The sequence below is a fragment of the Candidatus Eisenbacteria bacterium genome (assembly GCA_035577985.1).
Taxonomy (GTDB): Bacteria; Desulfobacterota; Binatia; order DP-6; family DP-6; genus DATJZY01.
On record DATJZY010000035.1, the window covers coordinates 48,276 to 71,852 of the forward strand.

Below are 23,577 nucleotides of genomic sequence, written 5' to 3' on the forward strand. Positions count from 1 at the left end.
CTTCTCACTCGAATATGCCGACACTATCCTGTGAACGTGGTGGAGGAGTCTGCGCCGTCGGCGTCGACCTTCAAATCGATGCAGTCCGGAACGTCGAGTAGCGATCCCGCCGGGTCGGCGGGACCCGGGCACGTGCCCGTTGCGGCGGGGGATCGCTCCCCCGTCGACGCGCTCGCGCAGAGCGCGCTCGCCGCGATTCGTGACGTGAGCCTGGAAGTCGCGCGCCTGCTGTGCGCGACCGCGACGCGGGTGACCGACGGTACCCCGATGGCGCCGCTCGTCCGGGCCCTGCTGGGCGACGTCCGCGCGTCGCTCGAAGGCCACGCGACCCCGCCCGGCGTCACCGCCTGGGCCGCGCGCGTCGCCGACGCCGAGCAGGCGCTGGCGCTCGCCGTGCAACGCGCAACCCAGCTCGAGGAACGCCTCGAGCGCACCGTGCTCGAGCTGCGCGAAGCCGGCGATCGCGAGCGCGCGCTGCGGGGCGAGCTCTCGGCGACGCTGGAGCGCACGTGCGCCGAACGCGAGTCCATCGGGCGACGCGCGGACGAGCTGGCCGCCATCGCCGAGGAGCGGCGCGCCGCGGCCGCGCGCGAGGCGGAGTCGGCGCGCGCCCAGCTCGCCACCGTCCAGCAGGCGTCGCTCGCGCAGCGCAACGAGCTCTCCCTCGCGCGCAGCGAGACTGCGCGCCTCGGCGCCATTGCCGAGGAGGCGCAGCACGCTCGGACGAAGCTCGAGGAGGAGGCGCAGGCGCTGCGGGCGCGTCTCTCGGAGGCTCAGGAGAAGGCGCGCAGCCTCGAGATCGATCGCGCGCGCGCCGCGGAAGAGCGCCGGCGCGCCGAGCGGTCGGCGCAGGGCGAGCAGGCCGAGCGCGAGGCCCGCTGGCAGGAGGAGCTGTCGGAGCTCCGCCTCGAGCACGGGCGCGAGCGCGACCGGGCGCAGGTGCTGGCCGAGCAGCTCGAGCGGCAGCGGGTCGAGGTCGAGTCGAACGAGCGCCGCGAGCTGCGTCTCCGCGAGGAGCTGCGCGAGGTCACAGCCCGGGCCGAGGCCGACCGTGAAGAGACCGTCCGGCGCGCGCAGGAGATGGTTCAGGCGGCGGAGCGTGCTCGCGCCGCGGCGAACGCCGAGCTCGAGGCGATCCGCTCCGCGCTCTCGAACGACAAGGCCCGCCTCCACCAGATCCAAGCCGAGCAGGTGCGCGCCGAGCAGGGTGTCGCCGAGCGCGAAGCCGCGCTCTCGAGTGCCCAGGGCATCATCCAGCAGCTCGAGGCGAGCCGCGCCGCCGCCGCCGCCGAGGCCGAGACCGCCCGCGCACAGCTTGCCGAGACCGAGAGCAAGCTCTGGGCGCTCCAACACGAGCTGCGACTGGCGCAACGCCAGCTCGACAAGCTGTGCACCGCGCACGACGACCTCGTGGAGGATCACGCCCGCACCTCTGCCCTCCTCGACGGCGCGCACGCGACCGAGACGAACCTGTGGGCGCAGACCGACGATCTCCGCGGCCAGATCCGGGCTCTCGAAGCCGAGCGCACCCGGTTGCTCGAGATCGAGCGCAAGTACCAGGAGTCGGGAGGGCAGCACGCCGACGCCTCGGAGCGCGTCACGAAGCTCGAGGCCGAGCTCGAGGGCCTGCGGCGGTGGGTTCGGACCGTCGAGGGCGAGGTCGCGCAGAGCACCGCGTCGCTCGAGCAGTCGGCCCTTCGCGAACGACGCCTGCAGGAAGCGCTCGCCGCGACCGAGGCGAGCATGCGCGAGCACGAGGAGACGCTGCGCGAGGCGCGGGAGATCGCCGACGCCGCAGAGCGCGAGCGCGCGACGGCCGCCGCCGAGCTGGAGGCCCTGCGCACGGCGATGGCGTCGGCACAGCGGGTCGTGCTCGAGGCCGAAGCCGAGACGCGCGTGGCGCGCGCCGAAGCCGAACGTCTCGCCGTCGCGCAGGAGGCGACGCTGGCCGAGCAGCAGCGTTTGAAGGCGGGCCTCGCCGACCCCAAGGCGAGCGAGACGACGCCGCCGGAGCCCTCGGCGCCCAAGGCGGCGGCGCGCCCGGCCGCGCCGGCGAAGCCCGTGGGGCCCGTATCCCTCGAGGGGAAGACGCTCGTCGTCCTGGACGCCGGCGTGGAGTGGCCGGCGGCCGCGGGAGGGGTCGAGGTGCGCGTCCTCACGCCCGGCGAATCCGTTGCGGGCGAAATCGCAGGCATCGAGACGGGGGCCTGCATCGTCAACGTCGCGCGCGCCGACGCGCTGACCTCCGCGGTCGCGCTGCGCACGGCGGGCGTCTCGGTGCCGTTTTGGGCGGTTGTGGTGGCGAACGACGGGGACCGGGGGATCTGGCTGGGGCCGATCGACATCCTCGTTCGACCGATCGAGGCCGATGCCGTCCGCGCACAGTGCACCATGATCGCGCCGAAGAGCGCGCGCATCCTCGCTGTCGGCTCCGACAGCGCGACCTTCATCCCGTTGCGGCAGGGCCTCATGAAGGCCGGCATGTCGGTCTCGATCGCGTGGGACCTGAAGCAGGCGAGCGAGCTGATCGACATCGTGCATCCGCACGTCGTCGTGCTCGACCTGGGATTGCCCGCGCGGCGCGCCGCGAGCTTCGTCGCCGAGCTGTCCCGCGTCCAGGCGCCCCCCGCGCTCGTCGTGATCCCCGGGCCCGCCGAGACGTTGAGCGCGTTCAGCAACGCGATCGTCTCGCACATCCCGGCCGAGGGGGCGCGCACGCGCGCGAATCTGCTGCGCCGCGCGACCGACGCGGCGACCAAGCCGGGCGGCGCCTAGTCACGTCGCGCCTTGTCACCGCGACGGGGCATTGGCTATAGGCGCTCCGTGGCTGCGGACGACCCTGGCTCGACCGACGCTCTGCAGCTCGAGCATGCGGAGCTCCCCGACGCGCCGCTCGTCTGTGCCGGCTGCGGCGTCCCGATCGGCGACACCTACTTCGAGGTGAACGGGCGCGTCGTGTGCCCGTCGTGCCAGGGCCGCATCGTCGAGGCGCGCGCAGCGGGATCCGGTGCCGGCCGCCTCGTCGCGGCGGCCCTGCTCGGGGTCGGCGCGGCCGCGTTGGGCGCAATCGTCTGGTACGGGATTCGCGAGGTGACGGGCTACGAAGTGGGGCTCGTCGCCATCGGCGTCGGTCTCCTGGTCGGCGTCGCGGTCCAGCGCGGCTCGGGAGGTCGGGGCGGCGTGCCGTATCAGATCCTGGCCGTCGCCCTCACGTACCTCTCCATCGTCTCGGCGAACGCGCCGTACGTCTGGCAGGGGATCCGCATGGGCGTCGCGCGGCAGATCGACGCGCGCCGGGCGGGACAGACGCCGGACGTCGCCGCGGCGCAAGCGAAGACGCCGCCGAGCACCGAGGCCGAGGCGCAGGCCGACGAGTTCATGCACCACCTCCCCGCGGCGGCGTGGCTCACGATGGGGGCGATCGTGCTCGGCTCGCCGTTCATGGGCGGCTTCAAGAACGCCATCGGCTGGCTGATCATCTTCTTCGGGCTCCAGCAGGCGTGGCGACTCACCCGGAGGGCGCCGCTCAAGATCGCTGGCCCGTTCGCGCTCTCGGCGCGTCCGGCAAGCGGCGCCACGTGAGCACGCCCGCCGACGCGGCGGGCACGACCTGCGCCGGCTGCGGGGCGCAGCTCGGCCCGTCGATGCTCGCCTGCCCCGCATGCCGGCGCCTGGTCCATGCGGCGCGCCTGCAGGAGCTCGCCGCCGCCGCACGCGAGGCGACCGAGCGCGGGGACGCCGGCGCCGCGCTCGCCGCGTGGCGCGAGGCGCACGACCTGCTGCCGCCGCAGGCGCGCCAGCGGGCCGTGGTGGCGGAGCGCATCGCGGCCCTCAGCGCCACCGTCGGCGCGGCGCCGGCCGCGCGACCGCGCACGCCCTGGGGTTGGATCGTGTTCGCGATCGCCGCCGTCGCGGGCAAGGGCAAGCTCCTGCTCGCCGGCCTCACCAAGGCGACCACCATCCTCTCGATGCTGCTCGCGTTCGGCGTCTACTGGACGCAGTGGGGCTGGCGCTTCGCCGCCGGCTTCGTGCTGTCGATCTTCGTGCACGAGATGGGTCACGTGGCGGCGCTGCGTCGCTACGGCATCGCCGCCACCGCGCCGATGTTCCTTCCCGGGATCGGAGCGGTCGTGCGTTTCCGTCAAGGCATGGCCCCGGCCGAGGAGGCGCGGGTCGGGCTCGCGGGACCCGTGTGGGGCGGCGTCGGCGCCGCCCTCACCTACGCGGTCGCGCTGGCGACGTCGTCGCCGCTCGGGCTCGCGGTCGCCCACACGGCCGCCTGGGTGAACCTCTTCAACCTCCTGCCGATCGTTCCGCTCGACGGCGGGCGCGGCTTCCAGGCGCTCGACCGCGCGCAGCGCGTCGCCATGCTGGTCGTGATCATCGGCGCGTACTGGGCGACCGGCAACGGGTTGCTCGTCCTGCTCGTGCTGGGCGCCATCTATCGCCTGGTCGGACCGCCCGGCCCGGGCGACGAGCGCGCGGCCGTCGAGTACGCCGCGCTCGTCGCCGGCCTCGCCGTCCTGGCCCACGCGGCGGGGCCGAACGCGGGGTCGACCCCGCTCTGAGCTGGTCAGCGGGTGGCGCGCAGGATCACGACCGGGTACGCCGCGCGGATCTCGTCGCCGGCGCGGTGGGTCCCCAGCCCGAGCGCGTCGTCGTCGGCCGACGCGACGTAGGCGGCGCGGATCGTTTCCACGTCCTCCGGGCGCGGGAACGAGCGCTGGAGCAGGCCCTCGAGCTCGAACTTCAGCTTGTAGAAGGTCGCCGACGGTGCCGAAAGCCCGGCCGCCGGGAAGAGCCCCTCGAGCTCGGCCAGCGTGAGGGCGCGCGCGTGCGACGGATCGCGCAGCATCTCGATGCGATGGAACGCCGCCGCCTTCTTCGGATCGGGCGACGCCGTGAGATCGCACACGACGACCCGTCCGCCGGGCCGACACACGCGGCGCATCTCCGCCAGCACCGCGCCCGGATCCTGGAAGTGGTGGAAGGCGAAGCGCGATACGACCAGCGAGAAGGCGCCGGCGGCGAACGGCAGCGCGTACACGTCGCCGCTCTGGAGGGTCACGTTCGTGAGGCCGGCCGTCACCTCGCGCGCCCGCTCGAGCATCGCCGGCGTCACGTCGATGCCGGTCGCGTGCGCGGCGACGCGCGCGAACGCAGCGACGACGAGCCCCGGCCCGCACGCGACGTCGAGCACGGTGTCCTCCGGCCCGGCACCGCTCGCCTCGACCAGGAGCGCGAGCGCCCGCTCGTCCTTGATGCCGGGTGCGTTCGAGAACGGCACGGCCTGGCGGGTGAACTGGTCGACGATGCGGTCGCGGTGCGAGGACATGCCGTAGCCTAGCACGACGGCGACGCTTGACCGCCAGGCGGCCGCGCGCAACCGTGCGCGCCCATGCGAGTGGCAGGTGCGGTCGTCGTACTCGTCGTGGCAGCGGGGATCGCGGCCGGCGCGGCGAGGCCGGCGACGCCCGGGATCCGCTTCACGCCGCAGGGAATCGTGAAGCGCGTGCGGCAGGTGGTCGCCGTCTTTCCCGAAGCGATGGTGGCGCTCGGCGATCCGCGGCCGGTGGCCGATCCGTTCCAGGTCGAGTGCGCGGCGCCGGGAACGGGGCGGTGGATCGACACGCGCACGTGGACCTACGACTTCGAGCGCGACCTGCCGTCGGGGCTCCAGTGCCGCTTCCGCCTGGCGGCGGGCGTGCAGTCGCTCGCCGGCCGCCCGATCGTCGACGCCACCACCTACGAGCTCTCGACCGGCGGCCCCGCCGTCCGTGCCGAGGAGCCGCCCGACGACGGCACGATCGTGGAGGACCAGGTGTTCCTGCTCGCGCTCGACGGGCCGGTCGACGAGGCGTCGGTCGCAACGCAGGCGTACTTCGCGGTCGAGGGACTTCCGGAGCGGATCCCGCTGCGGGTCCTCCCGGCGGCCGATCGCGACGCCGTCATCCGGAGCGTCACGTACTGGGACAAGAGCGCGCCGTCGATCGCGGTCCAGGCCGAGCGGCGATTCCCGAACGGCGCCAAGGTCCACCTTCGATGGGAGGCGGGCATCCGTTCGCCGAGCGGTGTTGCGACACGTGACCCGCAGGTCCTCGATTTCACCGTCCGCGACGCCTTCTCGGCCGAGGTCGCGTGTGATCACGAGACGTCGCACGCGGGCTGCATCCCGCTGACGCCGATCGTGGTGCGCTTCACGGCACCCGTCGCGACGGCGCTCGCGCACGCGATGGCGCTCGTCGCCCCAGACGGCCGCCGATGGTCGCCCGAAGAAGCCGCGACATTCGTGCCCACCGTGCGCCGCGTCCGCTTCGTGCCGCCCTTCCCGCCCAAGAGTGAGCTGCGGATCGAGCTGCCCTCCGGTCTCGTCGACGAGGAGGGCCGCGCGCTCGAGGGCGCCGGCGTCCTCGCCCAGCCGATCCACACCGACGGCTACCCGCCGCTCGCGAAGTTCGCGGGCCGCTTCGGCATCATCGAAGCGAAGGCCGATCCCGCGCTGCCGGTGACGGTACGAAACCTCGAGCCAGACGCCGCCGCGAGCATCGCGCAGATCCGCGGGGTCATGGCGCGCATTCCCGCCGACGACGTCCCCGCGATGCTCGGGTGGCTGCGACGGGTCGGCAGCGCGCAACGTGACCGGTCGGTGTTCGCATCCGCCAAGCCCGCGCCGCAACGGACGTCGTTCACGCTCCCGCAGGCGAAGGAGAACGACGCCTTCGAGGTGATCGGCATCCCGCTCACGCAGCCGGGGCTCTACGTCGTCGAGCTCGCGAGCACACGCCTCGGAACGGCGCTCCTCGAGAAGCCGGCGCCGCTCTACGTGCCCACGGCCGCGCTGGTCACGGACCTCGGCGTGCACTTCAAGTGGGGGCGCGAGCGGTCGCTCGCATGGGTGACGTCGCTCGAGACCGGCAAGCCGGTGGCGGGCGCGCGCGTGCGCGTCGCCGACTGCCGCGGCACGGTGCACGCGACCGGCACCAGCGACGCACAGGGCCTCGTGTGGACGGGCGCGCTGCCGTCGGCGAGCGACCTGCCCGCCTGCAACGATCCCGCGCAGGAGAGCGAAGACGCCTACACCGACGGGCGGGAGATCGAAGCGCTCTCGAGCCTCGCCGGCGGGCTCCTCGTGGTCGCAGAGACGGACGACGACGTGAGCTTCGTCCACTCGTCCTGGACCCGCGGCATCGAGCCCTGGCGCTTCCGCCTGCCCGAGCGGGGCTGGAGCGGTCCGGTGGCCGCGCACACGGTGCTCGATCGGACGCTCTTCCGCGCCGGCGAGACGGTGCACATGAAGCACATCCTGCGCCGCCAGACGCTGGCGGGCTTCGATGCCGTGCCGGCCGCCGAGCGCCCGACGAAGGTCATCGTCCGTCACGAGGGGAGCGACGAGCGCTACGAGCTCGGCGTTGCGTGGGGCGAGACCGGGGCGGCCGAAACGACGTGGGACATCCCGCCATTCGCGAAGCTCGGTGCGTACGAGATCGTGCTCGCAACGGCGGCGCCGCCGGACGAGCCCTGGCGCCGCAATGAATGGACGAGTGGGGGATTCCGCGTCGAGGAGTTCCGCGTGCCGCTCATGCGCGGCACGCTGCGGCTGCCGACCGAGCCGCCGCTCGGCGGGAGCGTCGTCGCCGCCGACGTCGCGGTGCAGTACCTCGCCGGCGGTCCCGCGGGGAACCTCCCCGTGGTCCTGCGCGCCGAGACGCGCCCGGAGCCCTACGACACGCCGGATCGCCTGGCCGGCTACATCTTCTCGAACGGCCCCGTTCGCGAGGAGACCACGCGCGGCGGCGACGACTACGATGAGGACGGCGACGACCGCCAAGACGCGGGCAAGCCCATGCTGCTCGGCCGCCGCGAGGTGACGCTCGACGCCGCCGGCACGGCTCGCATCGAGCTCCCGAGCCTCCCCGCGACCGACGTCCCCCGCCGGCTCACGACCGAGCTCGAGTTCCGCGATCCGAACGGCGAGGTGCAGACGGCGTCGGCCCGCACCACCGTCTGGCCGGCACGCGTCTGCGCGGGCATCAAGGCGCGCGATTGGGCCAAGACGCGCGGAGACCTCCGCGCCCAGGTCGTCGTGCTCGATCTCGGGGGCCGGCCGGCGGGCAACGTGCCCGTGCGCGTCACCGCCTTCGAAGAGAAGATCTACTCGACGCGCAAGCGCGTGATCGGCGGCTTCTACGCCTACGAGCACGTGCGCGAGGTGCGCCGCGTCGGCGAGCTCTGCCGCGGCACGACGAGCGCCGGCGGCCACTTCAAGTGCGAGGGCCGCCCGAGCGTCGAGGGCGAGATCGTGCTGCAGGTCGAGGCGACCGACCGCGACGGGCGGACGAGCGCCGCCAACACGCACGTCTGGGTCGGGCGCGGCGACGAGTTCTGGTTCGCCGCCGACGACCACGACCGCATGGACGTGCTGGCCGAGCAGCGCCGCTACGAGCCGGGCGAGACGGCGCGGCTCCAGGTGCGGACGCCGTTCCGCCAGGCGACGGCGCTCGTGACGCTCGAGCGCGAGGGCGTGCTCGACGCGCGGGTCGTGCCCCTCGACGCGACCGATCCCGTCGTCGAGGTGCCGATCCGCGACAGCTATGCGCCCAACATGTTCGTGTCGGTGCTCGCCGTGCGCGGTCGCGTCGGCGACGTACAGCCGACGGCGATGGTGGACCTCGGGCGCCCGACCTTCAAGCTCGGGATCGCCGAGCTGCGCGTCGGCTGGCGCGCCCACGAGCTGCAGGTGCGCGTCGAGCCGGATCGCGAGGTCTACCGCGTGCGCGACCGCGCCACCGTGCGCGTCGCCGTGCGAACGCCCGGTGGCGCGCCGCCGCCGCCCGGCAGCGAGGTCGCGATGGCGGCGGTGGACGAGGGTCTGCTCGAGCTGTCGCCGAACCGCAGCTGGAACCTGCTCGACGCCATGATGTCGCTGCGCGGCTACTCCGTCACGACGGCGACGGCCGCGATGCAGGTGGTGGGCAAGCGCCACTTCGGGCGCAAGGCGCTGCCCTCGGGCGGCGGCGGAGGCCGGCAGGCGACGCGCGAGCTGTTCGACACGCTGCTCCTGTGGCGTGCGAGCGTACCGCTCGACGCCGATGGCCGCGCGACGGTCGAGATCCCCCTCAACGACTCCCTCACGAGCTTCCGCATCGTCGCGGTCGCGACCGGCGCGCTCGGCAAGTTCGGGACCGGCGCCGCATCGATCCGCGCCTCGCAGGACCTGATGCTGTTCTCCGGCCTGCCGCCGCTCGTTCGTGACGGCGATCGGTTCCGCGCCGAGCTCACCGTGCGCAACGCGACCACGCGGCCGATGACCGTCGAGGTCCGGGCGACCGCGCCGGCCCTTGCGGCGCCCCTCGCGCCGCAGTCGCTGCCCCTCGCCGCCGGCGAGGGACGCGTCGTCGGCTGGGACGTCACGGTGCCGGCGTCGGACGCGCCGCTCGCGTACACGTTCGAAGCCGGCGAGGCGGGCGGGCCGCAGGACCGCCTGGCGGTGACCCAGCAGGTTCGCCCTGCCGTGCCCGAGCGCACGCTGGCGGCGACGCTGCTCCAGCTCGCGGGCAGCTCGAGCGTGCCCGTGGCGCGGCCCGTGGACGCGCTGCCCGATCGCGGCGGCATCGACGTCACCATGTCGCCGTCGCTCGGCGTCGGGCTCGACGGCGCGCGCGACTGGATGCGGCGCTATCCCTACGGCTGCCTCGAGCAGCGCGTCTCGCGCGCCGTCGCACTCGGCGACGCGCGCGTGCGCGACGACGTCCTGGGTGCGCTGCCGAGCCACCTCGACGGCGCCGGCCTCCTGAAGTTCTTCCCGACCACGCAGAACGGCAGCGAGGTCCTGACGGCGTACGTGCTGTCGATCGCGCGCGCGGCAGGCTGGACGCTCCCGCCGAGCGTCGTCGACCGCACGACGGCCGGTCTCGCCTCCTTCGTCGATGGACGCCTGCGGCCGGACACGACGGTCCGCGGCGCCGATCTCGTGCTGCGCAAGCTGGCCGCCGTCGCCGCCCTCGCCGCCTGGGGCAAAGCCGAGGCGCGATCGCTCGGCGGCATCGTCGTCGAGCCGAATCTGTGGCCCACCTCGGCCGTCCTCGACTGGTGGGCGATCCTGCGCGCGCTGCCGGCGATCCCGAATCGGGACGCCCATCTCCGCGACGTCGAGCAGATCCTGCGCGGCCGCCTCGACCTCTCGGGAACGACCCTGCGCTTTTCGGGCCCGGGAGACCACGAGCTCTGGTGGCTCCTCGTGAGCCCCGAGACGAACGGGGCACGCCTCCTGCTGCTCGCGCAGAGCGAGCCCGCCTGGCACGACGATCTGCCACGGATCGTCCGGGGGCTCCTCGCGCTGCAGCAGCGCGGGTCGTGGTCGACCACGACCGCCAATGCCTGGGGTACCGTCGCCGTCGAGGCGTTCGCCAAGGCGTTCGAGTCCGAGCCCGTCGCGGGGCGTACCACCGTGTCCCTCGGCCCGGAGACCCGCGTGTACGGCTGGGACGGCGCGCCGGGCGGCGGGACCCTCCACTTCCCGTGGTCGCCGGCCGACACGCTTGCGCTGCTGCAGGCGGGCAGCGGCAAGCCCTGGGCGATCGTTCAGGCTCGGGCCGCCCTCCCGCTGACCGCACCGCTCGCCAACGGCTACCGCGTGACGAAGACGGTGACGCCGCTCGATCACGGGTCGGGGCCGCTGCGCCGCGGCGATCGCGCGCGCGTGCGGCTCGACGTCGACGCGGAAGCCGACATGGGATGGGTCGTGGTGAACGACCCCGTGCCGGCCGGCACGTCGCACATCCGGACCGAGCCGCCGGCCGACGATCCGGCGTCGTCCTTCGCCCCGCCCACGTTCGCCGAGCGCGCCTTCGACTCGTTCCGCGCCTATTTCGCGTACGTCTCGAAGGGCGCGCTGCGTGTCGAGTACACGATCCGGCTGAACCAGACGGGACGCTTCCAGCTTCCTCCGACGCGGGTCGAAGCGCTGTATGCCCCCGAGGTCTTCGGGGAGCTGCCGAACGCGCCGGTCGAGGTCGAGTAGCCGTGCGATACGTCCTCGGCTGCGCACTCGCGATCGCCGCGCTCGCCGCGGCGGCGCGATTCACTCGCCCGGTCGCGCCCGCGTTCGAAGCGGTGCGCCGGGCGACGCGGGCTTCGGACGCGCAGCTCCTCGATCGTCACGGCGCCGTGCTCTCCGAGCAGCGCACCGACGCGAGCCGCCGCCGCTTCGCCTGGACGCCGCTCGGAGCCGTCTCGCCCGCCGTCCGCGACGCGATCGTTTCGAGCGAGGATCGCCACTTCGCGCGCCACGGCGGCGTCGACCTCCTCGCGCTCGGCGGGGCGGTGCGCGACCGCGTCGTCTCGGGGGCTTCGCGCGGCGCCAGCACCATCACCATGCAGCTCGCGGGCATGCTCGATCCCGCCCTGCGGCGCCGGCATGGTGTGCGCACGCTCCCACAGAAGTGGCGCCAGATGCGGCTCGCCTGGGCGATCGAGCGCGCCTGGTCGAAGGACGAGATCCTGGAAGCGTACCTGAACCTCGTTCCGGTGCGCGGCGAGGTCGAGGGCATCGGTGCCGGGGCGCGCGTCCTCTTCCAGAAGACGCCCGACGCCCTCGACTCGGTCGACGCCGCGGTGCTGACCGCGCTGCTCGTGTCGCCGACGGCGGCCGAGCCGGCCGTCATTCGCCGCGCGCGCGGCGCGCTGGTGCGTGCCGGCGAGGATCCCGGCGCGCTCCGGCTCGAGGACGCCGTGCGGACGGCGCTCGCCGCAGGCGGCGCGACGGGCCGCGCCCTCGCGCTCGCCCCGCACGTGGCACGACGCCTGGTCGCCGGCGCGTCGCGCACGAGCACCCTCGACAAGGACGTGCAGATCCTCGCGCGCGAGGCGCTCCGCCGCCAGCTCGTGCCATTGCGCTCCGCGAACGTCGAGGACGGCGCGATCCTCGTCACCGACAACGCGAGCGGCGACGTGCTCGCCTACGTCGGATCGAGCGGCGATCTCTCGCGCGCGCGCTTCGTCGACGGCGTGGTGGCACGGCGGCAGGCGGGCTCGGCGCTGAAGCCGTTCCTCTACGCGCTCGCGATCGAACGGGGGATCCTCACCGCGGCGGCGCTCGTCGACGACGCGCCGCTCGAGATCGCGGTGCCCGACGGGCTCTATCGTCCACGCAACTACGACGACCGCTTCCGGGGGCCGGTCTCGGTGCGCACGGCGCTCGCGTCCTCCCTCAACGTGCCCGCCGTCCGGACGCTCGGCCTGGTGGGAGCGGACGCCTTCGTCGATCGGCTTCGGGCCCTCGGCTTCGCGGGGCTCACGCGATCGGGCACGTTCTACGGCCCGTCGCTGGCGCTCGGATCGGCCGACGTGACGCTGTGGGAGCTCGTGAACGCGTACCGGACGCTCGCGAACGGCGGCCGCGCGTCGCGCCTCCGGCTCGCGAGCGACGATCCGCGCGACAGGCCGCGCCCCGTGGTCGCGCCGTCGGCCGCCTTCATCGTGGGCGAGATCCTCGCCGATCGCGAGAGCCGCAGTCCCACGTTCGGCCTCGAGAACGTGCTCGCGACGCGCGCGTGGACGGCGGTCAAGACGGGCACGAGCAAGGACATGCGCGACAACTGGTGCGTCGGGTTCTCCACCCGCTACACGGTCGGCGTGTGGGTCGGGAACTTCAACGGCGAGCCCATGCGCGACGTGAGCGGCGTCACCGGCGCCGCCCCGATCTGGCGCGAGATCATGGCGGCGCTCGAGGGCGACGTCGCCGCACCCGAGCCACCGCCGGACGTCGTCCGCGCCGCCGTGTCCTTCGACGGCGGGGTCGAGCCGCCGCGCGCCGAGTGGTTCATCCGCGGCACCGCGCCCCGGGCCCCGATCGCGCGCGCGCCGGCGTCGCCCCGCATCCTCGCACCCGCGAGCGGCACCATCGTCGCCGTCGATCCCGACATCCCGGCCGCCCACCAGCGTCTCGCGTTCGAGGCGCCCCGCGACACGACCGACGCCGTGTGGGTGCTCGACGGCATCGCGCTCGGCCCTGCCGCCGGCATCCGCCTGTGGCCGCCGCAGCCGGGCCGACACCGGCTCGCGCTGCGAGCGAGCGACGGTCGCCAGCTCGATCAGGTGGCGTTCGAGGTGCGCGGGCGGGCCGTGCGATGATCGCGCTGCCGTGAGCCTCACCGCCGATCCCGAGCGGCTCTTCACCGAGCGGCACGATTCGTACGACCGCTTCATCCGCTGGGTGCGGTACCCGCAGGGGCTGCGCGCGGTGTTCCTCGCATCCCCGCTCCTGCGGCCCGGACTGCGCATCCTAGACGCCGGCTGTGGGACGGGCGCCCTGACGCTCGCCGTCCACGACGCCCTCGCGCGCCGCGCCCTGCCCGCCGCGGCGCTCCATGCCTTCGACCTGACGCCGGCGATGCTCGATCACTTCCGCGCCCGGCTCCGACGGCGCCGCATCGACGACGTCCGGCTGGCGCAGGCGAACGTCCTCGAGCTCGACGCCCTGCCGCAGGGCTGGACGGACTACGACCTCGTCGTATCGGCGTCGATGCTCGAATACGTTCCGCGCGACCGCTTCGTGCACGCGCTGCGCGGGCTGCGGGCGCGCGTTCGCGAGGGCGGGCACTTCATGCTCTTCACGACGCGTCGCAATCCGCTGACGCGATTCCTCGTCGGGCGCTGGTGGGCGTCGAACCTCTACACGGAGACCGAGTTGCTCGAAGCATTCCGGGCGGCAGGCTTCCCGGCGATCAAGTTCCGGCGCTTCCCGCTCGCGGGCCTCCACCTCGCGGCGTGGGGGCACGTCGTCGAGGCGCAGCGCTGACGCGGGTCAGCCCGCCGACGCTGCACGGATCGCCGGCGGGTGCGCGAGCAGGCGCTCGGCCGCGCCGCCGGCATCGATCGCCGCCGCATCGGCCTCCGCCCGCCGGCGCAGCGCCGCCACCTCGACGCCGCGCACGACGTCCGGGAACGCGCCCAGCTTCTCCGCGCCGAGCGACAGCATGCGCGACGCGCCGACGTTGCCCGAGGCGAGCTTGTGGTAGCCGACGGCCACCTGGATGAGCGCCACGAGGAGGTCCCAGCGCTCGTCCTCCTCGACCTCGTCGAGGCACTCCTCCCAGGCCTCGTGGGCCTCGAAGTAGTCGCCCGTATTGAAGCGCCGCACGCCCACGGCGAACCCGGGCGGGAACGCGGCCGCGCTCATTCGTAGACGACGACGCTGCGGATCGCCTCGCCGCGGTGCATGAGATCGAAGGCCTCGTTGATGCGGGCCAGCGGCATGGTCGCCGTCACCAGCTCGTCGATCTTGATCCGCCCGGCCATGTAGCGGTCGACGTAGCCGGGGAGCTGCGTGCGGCCACGCGTGCCGCCGAAAGCGCCACCGCGCCAGACGCGTCCGGTGACGAGCAGAAACGGCCGCGCGTGGATCTCCTCGCCCGCGCCGGCGACGCCGATGATCACGCACTCGCCCCAACCCTTGTGGCACGACTGGAGCGCCTGCCCCATCACGTCGACGTGGCCGATGCACTCGAAGGCGTAGTCGACGCCGCCGCCCGTCATCTCGACCAGCGCCGCGGCGACGTCGCCCACGGCCGTCGGGTCGACGGTGTCGGTCGCACCGAGCTGGCGCGCGAGCGGGAACTTCTTCGGGTTCGTGTCGACGCCGATGATGCGCTCGGCGCCCGCCATGACCGCACCCTGGATGACCGAGAGGCCGACCCCGCCGAGACCGAACACGGCGACGCTCGCGCCCGCCTCGACCTTGGCGACGTTCAGCACCGAGCCGATGCCCGTGGTGATGCCGCAGCCGAGCAGGCACACCCTGGCGAGCGGCGCGTCCTTGCGGATCTTCGCCAGCGCGATCTCCGGCACGACCGTGTAGCGCGCGAAGGTCGACGTGCCCATGTAGTGGTGGAGCTTCCTCCCCTTGTGCGAGAGGCGGCTCGTGCCGTCGGGCATGACGCCCTGGCCCTGCGTCCCGAGGATCGCGCTGCAGAGGTTCGTCTTGTGCGAGAGACAGAACGTACATTGGCGGCACTCGGGGATGTAGAGCGGGATCACGTGGTCGCCGACCGCGATCGAGGCGACGCCCGGCCCGACCTCCTCGACGACGCCGGCACCCTCGTGCCCGAGCACGGCGGGGAAGAGGCCCGACGGGTCGCGCCCGCTCATCGTGTAGGCGTCGGTGTGGCAGACGCCCGTCGCCGCCAGGCGCACGAGACACTCGCCCGCCTTCGGCCCCTCGAGATCGACCACGTCGACCTCGAGCGGACGCTTCGGCTCCCAGCACACGGCGGCTTCGACCTTCATGGCGTCGGCGTATAGCATACCGCCGGTCCGACATGAGCCGGGGTGCAACCGAGCCCGTCTGGGCGCACTGGCACGACAAGAAGCTGCTGCGCCTGCGCATGTGCGACCTCGGTGTCACGATCGGCACGAGCGCGGTCGCCCCGCGCATCCGCCAGCTCCACGAGGAGCTGAAGGCGCGCGGGCTCCGCTTCCGCCCCTATTTCTGGCTCTCCGACGACTGGTACACGCCCGACGGCGTGCCCGGGATCGCCGTCCCGTTCTACATGGCGCATCCCCGCCTCGCCCGGCTCGAGGCGTCGCAGATGCTCGAGGTCGAAGGTGGCACCGACGAATGGTGCATGCGCATCCTGCGCCACGAGGCCGGGCATGCGATCGAGAACGCGTATCGCCTGCGCCGCCGGCGCCGCCGCATCGCCCTCTTCGGCCGCTCGTCGCAGACGTATCCCGCCTCGTACACGCCGCGGCCCTACAGCAAGAGCTTCGTGCAGCACCTCGAAGCGTGGTACGCACAGAGCCATCCGGACGAGGACTTCGCGGAAACGTTCGCCGTCTGGCTGACGCCCGACGCTCAGTGGGAGAGCCGCTACGCGGACTGGCCGGCTTTGAAGAAGCTCCGATACGTCGACGAGACGATGCGCGCGCTCGCGGGCGTGCGGCCGCTCGTCCGCACCCGGCGCACGGTCGATCCGCTCGAGAAGCTCACCAAGACGCTGAAGGAGCACTACGCGGAGCGCCACCGGCACCACGACGTCGAAGTCCCCCACACCTACGATCGCGAGCTGCGACGCCTGTTCTCGTCGGCCCCCGAGTTCCGCCGCAATCCGCCCGCCACGACGTTCCTGCGCCGCGTGCGGCGCGACATGCGCCGCCTGGTCGCGACCTCGACGGGGGCGTACCAGTACACGGTCGATCAGGTGCTCGCCGACATCCTGGACCGTTGCCGCGAGCTCGAGCTCCGGCTCACCGTCTCCGAGACGCAGGCGCGGCTCGACTTCGCGGTGCTGCTGACGGTGCAGACCATGAACGTGCTCCACACCGGCGGCCATCGGGTGACGCTGTGAGCACGCGACGCCGCAAGCTCCGGCTGCTCGCGCTGATGGACAAGCTCCTCTTGCCACCCGACGAGCCGGGCGACGCGGATCTCGACACCGTCGAGTGGCGAACCGAGTACTACGTCGTGAGCGCGCTGCGCGCGCTGGGGCACGAGGTGCACTGCCTCGGGGTCGCGACCGACCTGGGCGTCATCCGTACGGCCATCGAGGAGACGAAGCCCGACGCCGTCTTCAACCTGCTCGAGGACTTCAAGGACGTCCCCATCTGGGACCAGAACGTGGTTGCGTACCTCGAGCTGCTGGGGGTTCCCTACACCGGCTGCAACTCGCGCGGGCTCATGCTCGCGCGCGACAAGGCGATCACGAAGAAGCTGCTCTCCTACCATCGCATTCCGGTGCCGGAGTTCCACGTCTTCCGCATGGGCCACGCGGTCGTGCGCCCGAAGCGCCTCGCCTTCCCGCTCATCGTGAAGTCGCTCACGAAGGAGGGCTCCGCGGGCATCTCGAAGCTGTCGGTCGTGGACTCCGACCAGAAGCTGAAGGAGCGCGTCGCTCTCGTCCACAAGCGCCAGCACACCGACGCCATCGTCGAACGCTACATCGACGGGCGTGAGCTCTACGTCGGCGTCCTCGGAACGCGGCGCCTGCAGGTGCTGCCCGTGTGGGAGATGGCGTTCGAGAAGCTGCCCGAAGAGGCGCCGCGAATCGCGACCGAGCGGGTCAAGTGGGACGCCGCCTACCAGAAGAAGCACGGCATCGACACGGCGGCCGCCAAGGGCCTGTCGGACGCGACCGTCGCGCAGATCCAGAACCTCTGCCGCCGCGTCTATCGCATCCTCGAGCTTTCGGGCTACGCGCGCATCGACCTGCGCCTCGACGCCGAGGGCAAGCTGTACGTGCTGGAGGCGAATCCGAATCCGCAGATCGCCGACGAGGAGGACTTCGCCGCCTCGGCGCGAGAGGCAGGCCTCTCGTACCGGGCGCTCATCCAGCGGATCGTGAACCTCGCCCTCGAGGGACGCGACGCCGCAGAGTAGCGCGCATGTCGGACACTGCATCGGTGCCACCTCGGACATGCACGCGCCGTCGTGCACGGACGACGATTCCGAGACGCCGGCCCACGCGGACGTTGGCGCGCTCGTTGCACTTCCCGCGCAGTGATGGCGAACACCGAGACACGCTGCGAGCCCGACGCGGGGCGCGTCGTCCCCTCGATCGATCGCGACCGGTGCGAGGCCAAGGCCGATTGCGTCGCCGTCTGTCCGTTCGACGTCTTCGAGGTGCGGACGCTCACCCCCGAGGAGCGGACCCCGCTCTCGATCCTCGGGCGCCTGAAGCTGCTCGTCCACGGCGGCAAGCAGGCGTTCGCGGTGCGGGCGGAGGCCTGCCACGCCTGCGGCCGGTGCGTCGTCGCCTGCCCCGAGGGGGCGATCTCCCTCATCGATCGGTAGAAGCGTCTCCACGGGAACAGGCAGTGCGGGACGGAGGCACGCGCGATCGCCGTGGTAGCTTCCGCGCGTACCTCGCCTGCCGCGCCAGCTCCGCTGGCCGCGGCAGACCGGGCGCGCGTTCCACGAACGCCTCGTACTCGGACCGGGCCCAACACGCAGTCTTGGGTCGGCGCATCAACGGAAGAGCTTGTCGAGGCCCCGCTTTAGGCGGTCGACGGTGGAGCCCTTCTTGTCGCCCGACTTGCCGTCGCCGCCGCCGCCGAGCAGATGCTCGACGGAGTCGGCAGTGAAGACCTTGCGCACGACGCGGCCGACGAACTCCTCGTCGGGACGCGGGCGCACGTTCGGCATCGTGCCCGTCACCCGGAACGGGATCGCGATGCGCCCGGCGTCGTCGGTGATGAGGCTCGCCTCCTTGAAGGCACCGATGATGTCGCGGGTCAGGCGCTCGGAGGCCGAAAGCGTCGCCGTGGCGTCGACGTGCTGGTCGAACGTGACGACGCCCTTGCCGCGGATGGTGTAGTCTTCGGCCGACACGACGAACGGATCCATGTGGATGCGGGCGCTCGCGATCTGCGCGTCGGCCGAGAGCTGTGTGAAGCGGGTGTCGTCGGTCGCGAAGATGTCCGGATACCGATCGCGGATCCGCGGCGGAACGAGGGTCACCAGGCCCCCCATGCCCGTCACGCCGGTGAGGACGCCGTCGGCCAGGTTCAGCTCGCGAATGGTGCCGTTGCGAATCTCGGCGTGGCCGTCGGCGGTGAACGTCTGGCGCACCACCCTGGCATCGCCGGCCGTCGCGGCCACGCTGCCGTTCGCGTCGAGCCGCCCGCGCACGCGCGCGGCCGCGGGCGAGCCCCCGGCGGCGAGGAGCTGCTCGACCGCGAGGCCCTTGGCCGTACCCTCGAGCGCGACCGTCGGGGCGCCGCTGCGGTAGTCGATGCGGCCGTGTCCCTCGACCGCACCGCCGAAGAGCTGGACGGCGAGCCGCTCGATCGTCGCCACGCGCTCCTGCTCGCTCGCGTCGAGCTCGAGGTTCCCGAGCGCGACCCCGTTCGCCTCGAGCGCCGCGGCGCGCACCCGCACGCTGGCGACGGGGCGCCCGGCGTCGTCGCGACGGACGGTGCCCGTCGTCAGGAGATCGGCGACCTCGAGCAGCGGGCCGTGCACCGCGAGATGCGTTTCGACGGGCACGTCGCGCGCGAACGGCGGCTCCCCGACCGGCCCCACCTCGCCCGTGAGGCGCACGCGCGTCGCGGGCTCGCCTTGCAGCGTCGCTTCCAGCTCGACGCGCACCGGCGTCGTCTGGCCGACGTCCGAGAGCGCCAGGTGCAGCGGCGCGATCGTGTGCTCGACGGGCGCCGCACCGGAGCGATCGACGAAGCGGACGACGCCGTCACGGATGTTGAGGAGCCCGACGGCGATCGCGGGGACTCCGCTCGCCCCGCCGCCGGCGCCGCCGGCGCCCGGGGATGGATCCTTCGGCGTCGCCGCGCGACGGCCGAGCGAGTCGACGTTCAGTCCCTCCGGCGTCCGGATCAGCGTGATGTGCGGGGCGTCGACGTTCACGCGCCGAACCTCGACCCTGCCCTCGAGGAGCGGCCACACGCGAACCATCGCGTGTACGGCGTCGGCGACGACGAAGGGATCCTTCGAGAAGGCGGGATCGTCGGCGATGCGAAGCTGCTCGAGGCGCACCCCGACGCCCCCCCGGAGCCCGACCGTGACGCGTCCGACCTCGACCGGGCGCCCGAATCCGGCCGACATCTCGGCCACGATCCGCTCGCGGTTGGCATCGACGATCCGCTGCAGGTTGGCGACGACCAGCGCGACCGCGGCGAGCGCGAGCCCGACGAGGATCGCGCCGATCAGGACGAGGCGTCGCATGCGCCGGATCGTTACGACGCGCTCGGCACGCTACGCACGCCGATCGCCAGCAGCAGCCCCGCCGCACCCACGAGCAGACCCAGCAGCGCCCCGGGCGCGGTCACGAACTCGCTCAGTGGCAGGGCGCTCGCCATGTTCGCGACGAAAGCCGCCCCCATGAGCCCGAGGCCGAGGACGCCGAGCGTCACGCCGCCGAGCCAGGCGAGACGGCGGAGCCCCATCACCTCCTGCCGGAGCGCGGCGTACAGCGCCGCCTTCTCGTGCGCCACCGCCACGTCGCTGCCGAGCGCCTCGAGGAACTTGAGGTCCCCTTCCCCGCGACCGCGGGGGTTGATGACCTCGATCACGCCGATCGTCCCCTGGCTCGTCCGCAGCGGCGCGCAGAGCACGACCTTCGTCGTCGTGCCGGTCGCCGCATCGACACCGGGAAAGAAGCGCGGGTCGTGCTGCGCATCGTCGATGACGATCGGCTCGCCATGGGCGAGCACCCACCCGGCGATGCCTTGCGTGGCCGGAAAGTGGATGTCGCGCAGGCCCTCCGACGAGACGTGGCTCGCAGCGCTCTGGCTCGCGACCGGGAAGCGGAACTCCTTGCGCGCCTCGTCGAGCAGGAGCAGCGCGCAGCCCTCGGCCTCGAACAGCTCACGCGTGCACCTGGTCGCGTAGGCCAGCAGCTCATCCAGGCTCGCGAACGTGGCCAGGCGGCGGTTCACCTCGCACAGGACGTCGAGCCGCTCCGCGAGCGAGGACACGGCGCTCTGACTAGGCGGGAAGCCGCCCGGAATCAAGCCGGGACGCGCTCACTGGCCCGCTGGCGCGGTCGCGCCGGGCTTGAAGCGGAAGATCTGATACGGCGCGTGGGCGCGCATGGTCGCGTTCGAGACGAAGAGCACGTCCTGGAGCGAGCTGCAGGTGAGATAGAGCCAGCCGTCGGGTCCGAACGAGAGCCCGTCGGGCCAGCGCAGCATCGGATCCTTCACGAGCGTGCGGAGCCGGCCGTCGGTGCCGAGCACCAACACGGCCGAGTGCTCCATGTCGGTCAGGTACACGTTGCGGGCGTCGTCGGTCGTGGCGCCGTCCGTGAGCGGCTTCGGCCCGTAGTTCTCGACCCGCGACTCGAGCGTCGCTCGGGAGAGCGACTCGTCGCGCAGGTCGTTCGTGGCGATGCGGTACAGGCGGTCGCCGTTCACCGGCCCGTAGAACAGCCACGCGCCCGTGCGATCGAGGGCGATCGTGTCGATGCCGATGTGCAACGCGTAGAAGCCGAGCACGATCATGTCGCGCCCCGGCGCCTGGATCAGGTAGTCCTTGGGTAGCAGCGACGGATGGCCGTCGAGGAGGCGGCGGCTCTTCTTCTCGACGCTGTCGTACACGATGATGGCGGGCGTCTGCCGGATCGGGCTCGCCTCGGCGATGTAGATGAAGCGACCGTCCGGATCGACCTGGAAGTCGTTCAGCATCGACAGGAACCCGGCCGCCTCCGGCGGGAAGTCGTAGCGATGGACCTCCTCGTTCGTCGCGAGATCGAAGGCGAGGATGCGCGGCTGGCCGCGGCCGTAGTTCGCGTAGTCGAGCGCCCACAGACGCCCCTTCCGATCGATGCGGAGCGCCAGCACGCTCTGGTAGTCGTGGTAGTCGGCGGACGGATACGGGACCGGCTTGCCGTCGACGAGCTCGTGCACCTGCGCGGGCGGGCTGCCGTCGGGATGGAGCGTGAAGAAGATCCGGCCCGTGTCGGACACCGCGATGTTGCCGGGCGGGTAGTCGAGATCGACGACCTTCTCGATCGCCGAGGACGGAATCGAGGGGGCGGTCGTCCGATCTTCGAGCCGGCCGCGCGGCCCGCAAGCCGCGGCGACGATGGCGAGCGCGAGTGCCCCGAGGACTCCCGCCTTCACTTCGCAGCCTCGAGGCGATCCACGTACTGGTGGATCCGGAGCGTGTTCGCCCCGATGTCCCCCTTCCCGTCGCGCGACTTCGACCGCACGTCGACGCGCGACGTCCCGTCCGGTTCGGGACGGATGCGGATGACGACGTCGTCCTCGAAGCGGAACACCTTGGTGGTCGCGACGGCCTCGATCGCGAAGTTCGCGGCGTCCGCGCGCGTCACGCGCCACGCCGGCATGTCGCTCGCGACGCGCAGCGCACGCTGGTACGCGACGTTCGGTGGCCCCGCGACCTTGGCGGGACGCAGGTCGCTGCAGCACACCTGCTGGACGGCGGCGAAGGCCGCCGGATAGCCCATGTCGCGGCCGACGTTCGGCCCGAGATTGGTGGCGAACACGAAGACCGGCGGATCGGCCGTGTCGGTCGTGAAGTCGTTGATCCGGGGCTGCCCCCGGCCCTGGCTCGCGATCGCGAAGAACGCGAAGCCCGCGAGGACCCCGAGCGCGCCCCCGGTGGTGAGGCCCCGCCCGCGCACGAGCTGCACGAGGCTCCAGAGGCCCACCAGCGTCGCCACGATGCCGCCCACAGCGAAGACGGCGAAGCCCGTGAGCGGCCGCGTGAGCGCGAAGTGGGAGAGCAGCGGCCCGACCAGCATGGCGAGGACGGCCAGAAATCCGATGAAGCTGCGCATCGCGCGGCCATAGCGCATCGCCGCCCGCGTGCCTACTGGCGTGCGCGGGAGCACCGTTGACCGGGGTTCCGGGCGTCCGCTACGGTCCCCGAGGCTCGATGCTCACGAACGTCGTCGCCATGATCCTCGCCGGCGGCGAGGGGAAGCGCCTCCACCCTCTGACGCGCGATCGCGCCAAGCCCGCTGTGCCGTTCGGTGGCCGCTACCGGCTGATCGACTTCGTCCTCTCGAACTTCGTCAACTCCGGCGTGAACAAGATCAGCGTGCTCACGCAGTACAAGGCGGGATCGCTCATGCAGCATCTGGCGCGCGGCTGGCAGCTCGCGCCCCAGCTCGGCCACTACGTGGCGCCCGTCCCCGCCACCATGAACCTCGGACCGCGCTGGTTCCAGGGCAGCGCCGACGCCGTCTTCCAGAACCTCGACGTGATCGAGAACGAGGCGCCCCCCTACGTCTGCGTCTTCGGGGCCGATCACATCTACAAGATGGACGTGCGGCAGATGATCCGCTTCCACGCCGACGCGGGCGCGGACGCCACGGTGGCCGTCATTCGGGTGCCGGCGGAGGACATGAGCCAGTTCGGGATCGTCGAATGCGACGCGCACATGCGCGTGACCGGCTTCCTCGAGAAACCGCCCGTGCCGCCGGGCGCGTCCGGCACGCGCCTGGCGTCGATGGGGCTCTACGTCTTCTCGACCGCCGTGCTCGTCCGCGCGCTGACCGAGGACGCCGACCGCCAGGGATCGAAGCACGACTTCGGGCGCGACATCCTGCCGCCGCTCGCCGAGGCCGGGCGTCTCGTCGCGTACGACTTCTCGACCAACACGGTGCCGGCCGCGACCGAGGTCGAGCGCGGCTACTGGCGCGACGTCGGCACGATCGACGCCTACTGGCAGGCCTCCGCCGATCTCATCTCGGTCACGCCCACCTTCAACCTCTACAACCCGGCCTGGCCGATCTACTCGGCCTTCCTTCCGGCCCCGCCGGCAAAGTTCGTGTTCGCCGACAAGGAGACGAACCGCGTCGGCATCGCCACCGACTCGATGGTGTCCGAGGGCTGCATCATCAGCGGCGGCCGGGTCGACCGCTCGATCCTCGGCCTGCGCGTGCGCGTGAACAGCTTCTCCGACGTCGCCGAGTCGATCCTCTTCGACGACGTCGACGTCGGCCGCCACGCGCGCCTGCGCCGCACGATCGTCGACAAGGGGGTGAAGATCCCCTCGGGAATGGAGATCGGCTACGACCTCGACGCGGATCGGAAGCGCTTCACCGTCAGCGAGGGCGGCGTGGTGGTGATCCCGAAGGGGATGCAGCTCGGCTGAGC

The 23,577-nt window shown here is 72.6% G+C and carries 17 protein-coding genes; 10 read left to right on the forward strand and 7 right to left on the reverse strand.

Going from position 1 to position 23,577, the window contains the following annotated elements:
- The first annotated feature begins 36 nt into the window (after window positions 1–36).
- The 3 genes from VMS22_05695 to VMS22_05705 are packed head-to-tail and all read left to right on the forward strand — an operon-like array spanning window position 37 to window position 4,568.
- Window positions 37–2,775 carry a hypothetical protein gene (locus tag VMS22_05695; GenBank protein ID HXJ33517.1) on the forward strand — a complete coding sequence of 913 codons (2,739 nt, stop codon included), beginning with the start codon at window positions 37–39 and terminating at the stop codon, window positions 2,773–2,775.
- Between the two features lie 48 nt (window positions 2,776–2,823).
- A complete protein-coding gene (locus tag VMS22_05700; GenBank protein ID HXJ33518.1) occupies window positions 2,824–3,582 on the forward strand; it encodes a hypothetical protein in 759 nt (252 codons plus the stop codon).
- Window positions 3,579–4,568: a site-2 protease family protein gene (locus VMS22_05705; protein ID HXJ33519.1), complete on the forward strand. Its 990-nt coding sequence runs from the start codon at window positions 3,579–3,581 to the stop codon at window positions 4,566–4,568. Before VMS22_05700 ends, VMS22_05705 begins: the two co-directional genes overlap by 4 nt.
- Window positions 4,569–4,573: 5 nt before the next feature.
- Here VMS22_05705 and VMS22_05710 read toward each other — a convergent pair whose 3' ends face one another.
- Window positions 4,574–5,335: a methyltransferase domain-containing protein gene (locus VMS22_05710; protein ID HXJ33520.1), complete on the reverse strand. Its 762-nt coding sequence runs from the start codon at window positions 5,333–5,335 to the stop codon at window positions 4,574–4,576.
- Between the two features lie 63 nt (window positions 5,336–5,398).
- Here VMS22_05710 and VMS22_05715 point away from each other — a divergent pair, with 63 nt between their 5' ends.
- From VMS22_05715 to VMS22_05725, 3 genes are read left to right on the forward strand one after another with little or no spacing between them, the layout of a single operon-like run.
- On the forward strand, window positions 5,399–11,020 hold the full coding sequence (locus VMS22_05715; protein HXJ33521.1) for an MG2 domain-containing protein: 5,622 nt from the start codon (window positions 5,399–5,401) through the stop codon (window positions 11,018–11,020).
- Between the two features lie 2 nt (window positions 11,021–11,022).
- Entirely contained in the window at window positions 11,023–13,131 is a 2,109-nt protein-coding gene (gene pbpC / locus VMS22_05720) for a penicillin-binding protein 1C (GenBank protein ID HXJ33522.1), read from the forward strand.
- A gap of 10 nt (window positions 13,132–13,141) precedes the next feature.
- Window positions 13,142–13,798, forward strand: a complete 657-nt coding sequence (locus tag VMS22_05725) for a class I SAM-dependent methyltransferase (GenBank protein ID HXJ33523.1) — start codon at window positions 13,142–13,144, stop codon at window positions 13,796–13,798.
- Window positions 13,799–13,804: 6 nt separating this feature from the next.
- Here the strand turns inward: VMS22_05725 and VMS22_05730 are convergent, their stop codons facing one another.
- Entirely contained in the window at window positions 13,805–14,179 is a 375-nt protein-coding gene (locus VMS22_05730; protein HXJ33524.1) for a DUF309 domain-containing protein, read from the reverse strand.
- On the reverse strand, window positions 14,176–15,285 hold the full coding sequence (locus VMS22_05735; GenBank protein HXJ33525.1) for an S-(hydroxymethyl)glutathione dehydrogenase/class III alcohol dehydrogenase: 1,110 nt from the start codon (window positions 15,283–15,285) through the stop codon (window positions 14,176–14,178). Before VMS22_05735 ends, VMS22_05730 begins: the two co-directional genes overlap by 4 nt.
- 32 nt (window positions 15,286–15,317) lie before the next feature.
- Here VMS22_05735 and VMS22_05740 point away from each other — a divergent pair, with 32 nt between their 5' ends.
- The 3 genes from VMS22_05740 (at window position 15,318) to VMS22_05750 (ending at window position 17,788) form a co-directional block, all read left to right on the forward strand.
- Entirely contained in the window at window positions 15,318–16,346 is a 1,029-nt protein-coding gene (locus VMS22_05740) for a putative zinc-binding metallopeptidase (protein ID HXJ33526.1), read from the forward strand.
- On the forward strand, window positions 16,343–17,374 hold the full coding sequence (locus tag VMS22_05745) for an ATP-grasp domain-containing protein (GenBank protein HXJ33527.1): 1,032 nt from the start codon (window positions 16,343–16,345) through the stop codon (window positions 17,372–17,374). The genes VMS22_05740 and VMS22_05745 overlap by 4 nt, the downstream gene beginning before the upstream one ends.
- A 123-nt stretch (window positions 17,375–17,497) precedes the next feature.
- Complete coding sequence (locus VMS22_05750) at window positions 17,498–17,788, forward strand: ferredoxin family protein (GenBank protein HXJ33528.1); 291 nt, start codon at window positions 17,498–17,500, stop codon at window positions 17,786–17,788.
- A 174-nt stretch (window positions 17,789–17,962) separates the two neighbouring features.
- Here the strand turns inward: VMS22_05750 and VMS22_05755 are convergent, their stop codons facing one another.
- Genes VMS22_05755 through VMS22_05770 form a run of 4 tightly spaced genes read right to left on the reverse strand, consistent with a single transcriptional unit; the run spans window position 17,963 to window position 22,253 of the window.
- A complete protein-coding gene (locus VMS22_05755; protein ID HXJ33529.1) occupies window positions 17,963–19,675 on the reverse strand; it encodes an AsmA-like C-terminal region-containing protein in 1,713 nt (570 codons plus the stop codon).
- 11 nt (window positions 19,676–19,686) lie between these two features.
- Window positions 19,687–20,427, reverse strand: a complete 741-nt coding sequence (locus VMS22_05760) for a GAF domain-containing protein (protein ID HXJ33530.1) — start codon at window positions 20,425–20,427, stop codon at window positions 19,687–19,689.
- Between the two features lie 48 nt (window positions 20,428–20,475).
- Window positions 20,476–21,573: an L-dopachrome tautomerase-related protein gene (locus VMS22_05765; protein HXJ33531.1), complete on the reverse strand. Its 1,098-nt coding sequence runs from the start codon at window positions 21,571–21,573 to the stop codon at window positions 20,476–20,478.
- Complete coding sequence (locus tag VMS22_05770; protein HXJ33532.1) at window positions 21,570–22,253, reverse strand: DUF1499 domain-containing protein; 684 nt, start codon at window positions 22,251–22,253, stop codon at window positions 21,570–21,572. The genes VMS22_05765 and VMS22_05770 overlap by 4 nt, the downstream gene beginning before the upstream one ends.
- 98 nt (window positions 22,254–22,351) lie before the next feature.
- On the opposite strand from VMS22_05770, the gene glgC reads away from it, so the two are divergent.
- Complete coding sequence (glgC, locus tag VMS22_05775) at window positions 22,352–23,575, forward strand: glucose-1-phosphate adenylyltransferase (protein HXJ33533.1); 1,224 nt, start codon at window positions 22,352–22,354, stop codon at window positions 23,573–23,575.
- Window positions 23,576–23,577: the final 2 nt, after the last annotated feature.

Bases quoted from the DNA above. Each gene is read 5' to 3' on its own strand.
- VMS22_05715 (HXJ33521.1), top strand. From the start codon at position 5,399: ATGCGAGTGGCAGGTGCGGTCGTCGTACTCGTCGTGGCAGCGGGGATC.
- VMS22_05735 (HXJ33525.1), bottom strand. From the start codon at position 15,285: ATGAAGGTCGAAGCCGCCGTGTGCTGGGAGCCGAAGCGTCCGCTCGAG.
- VMS22_05710 (HXJ33520.1), bottom strand. From the start codon at position 5,335: ATGTCCTCGCACCGCGACCGCATCGTCGACCAGTTCACCCGCCAGGCC.
- VMS22_05730 (HXJ33524.1), bottom strand. From the start codon at position 14,179: ATGAGCGCGGCCGCGTTCCCGCCCGGGTTCGCCGTGGGCGTGCGGCGC.
- VMS22_05755 (HXJ33529.1), bottom strand. From the start codon at position 19,675: ATGCGACGCCTCGTCCTGATCGGCGCGATCCTCGTCGGGCTCGCGCTC.
- VMS22_05770 (HXJ33532.1), bottom strand. From the start codon at position 22,253: ATGCGCAGCTTCATCGGATTTCTGGCCGTCCTCGCCATGCTGGTCGGG.
- glgC (HXJ33533.1), top strand. From the start codon at position 22,352: ATGCTCACGAACGTCGTCGCCATGATCCTCGCCGGCGGCGAGGGGAAG.
- VMS22_05740 (HXJ33526.1), top strand. From the start codon at position 15,318: ATGAGCCGGGGTGCAACCGAGCCCGTCTGGGCGCACTGGCACGACAAG.
- VMS22_05750 (HXJ33528.1), top strand. From the start codon at position 17,498: ATGGCGAACACCGAGACACGCTGCGAGCCCGACGCGGGGCGCGTCGTC.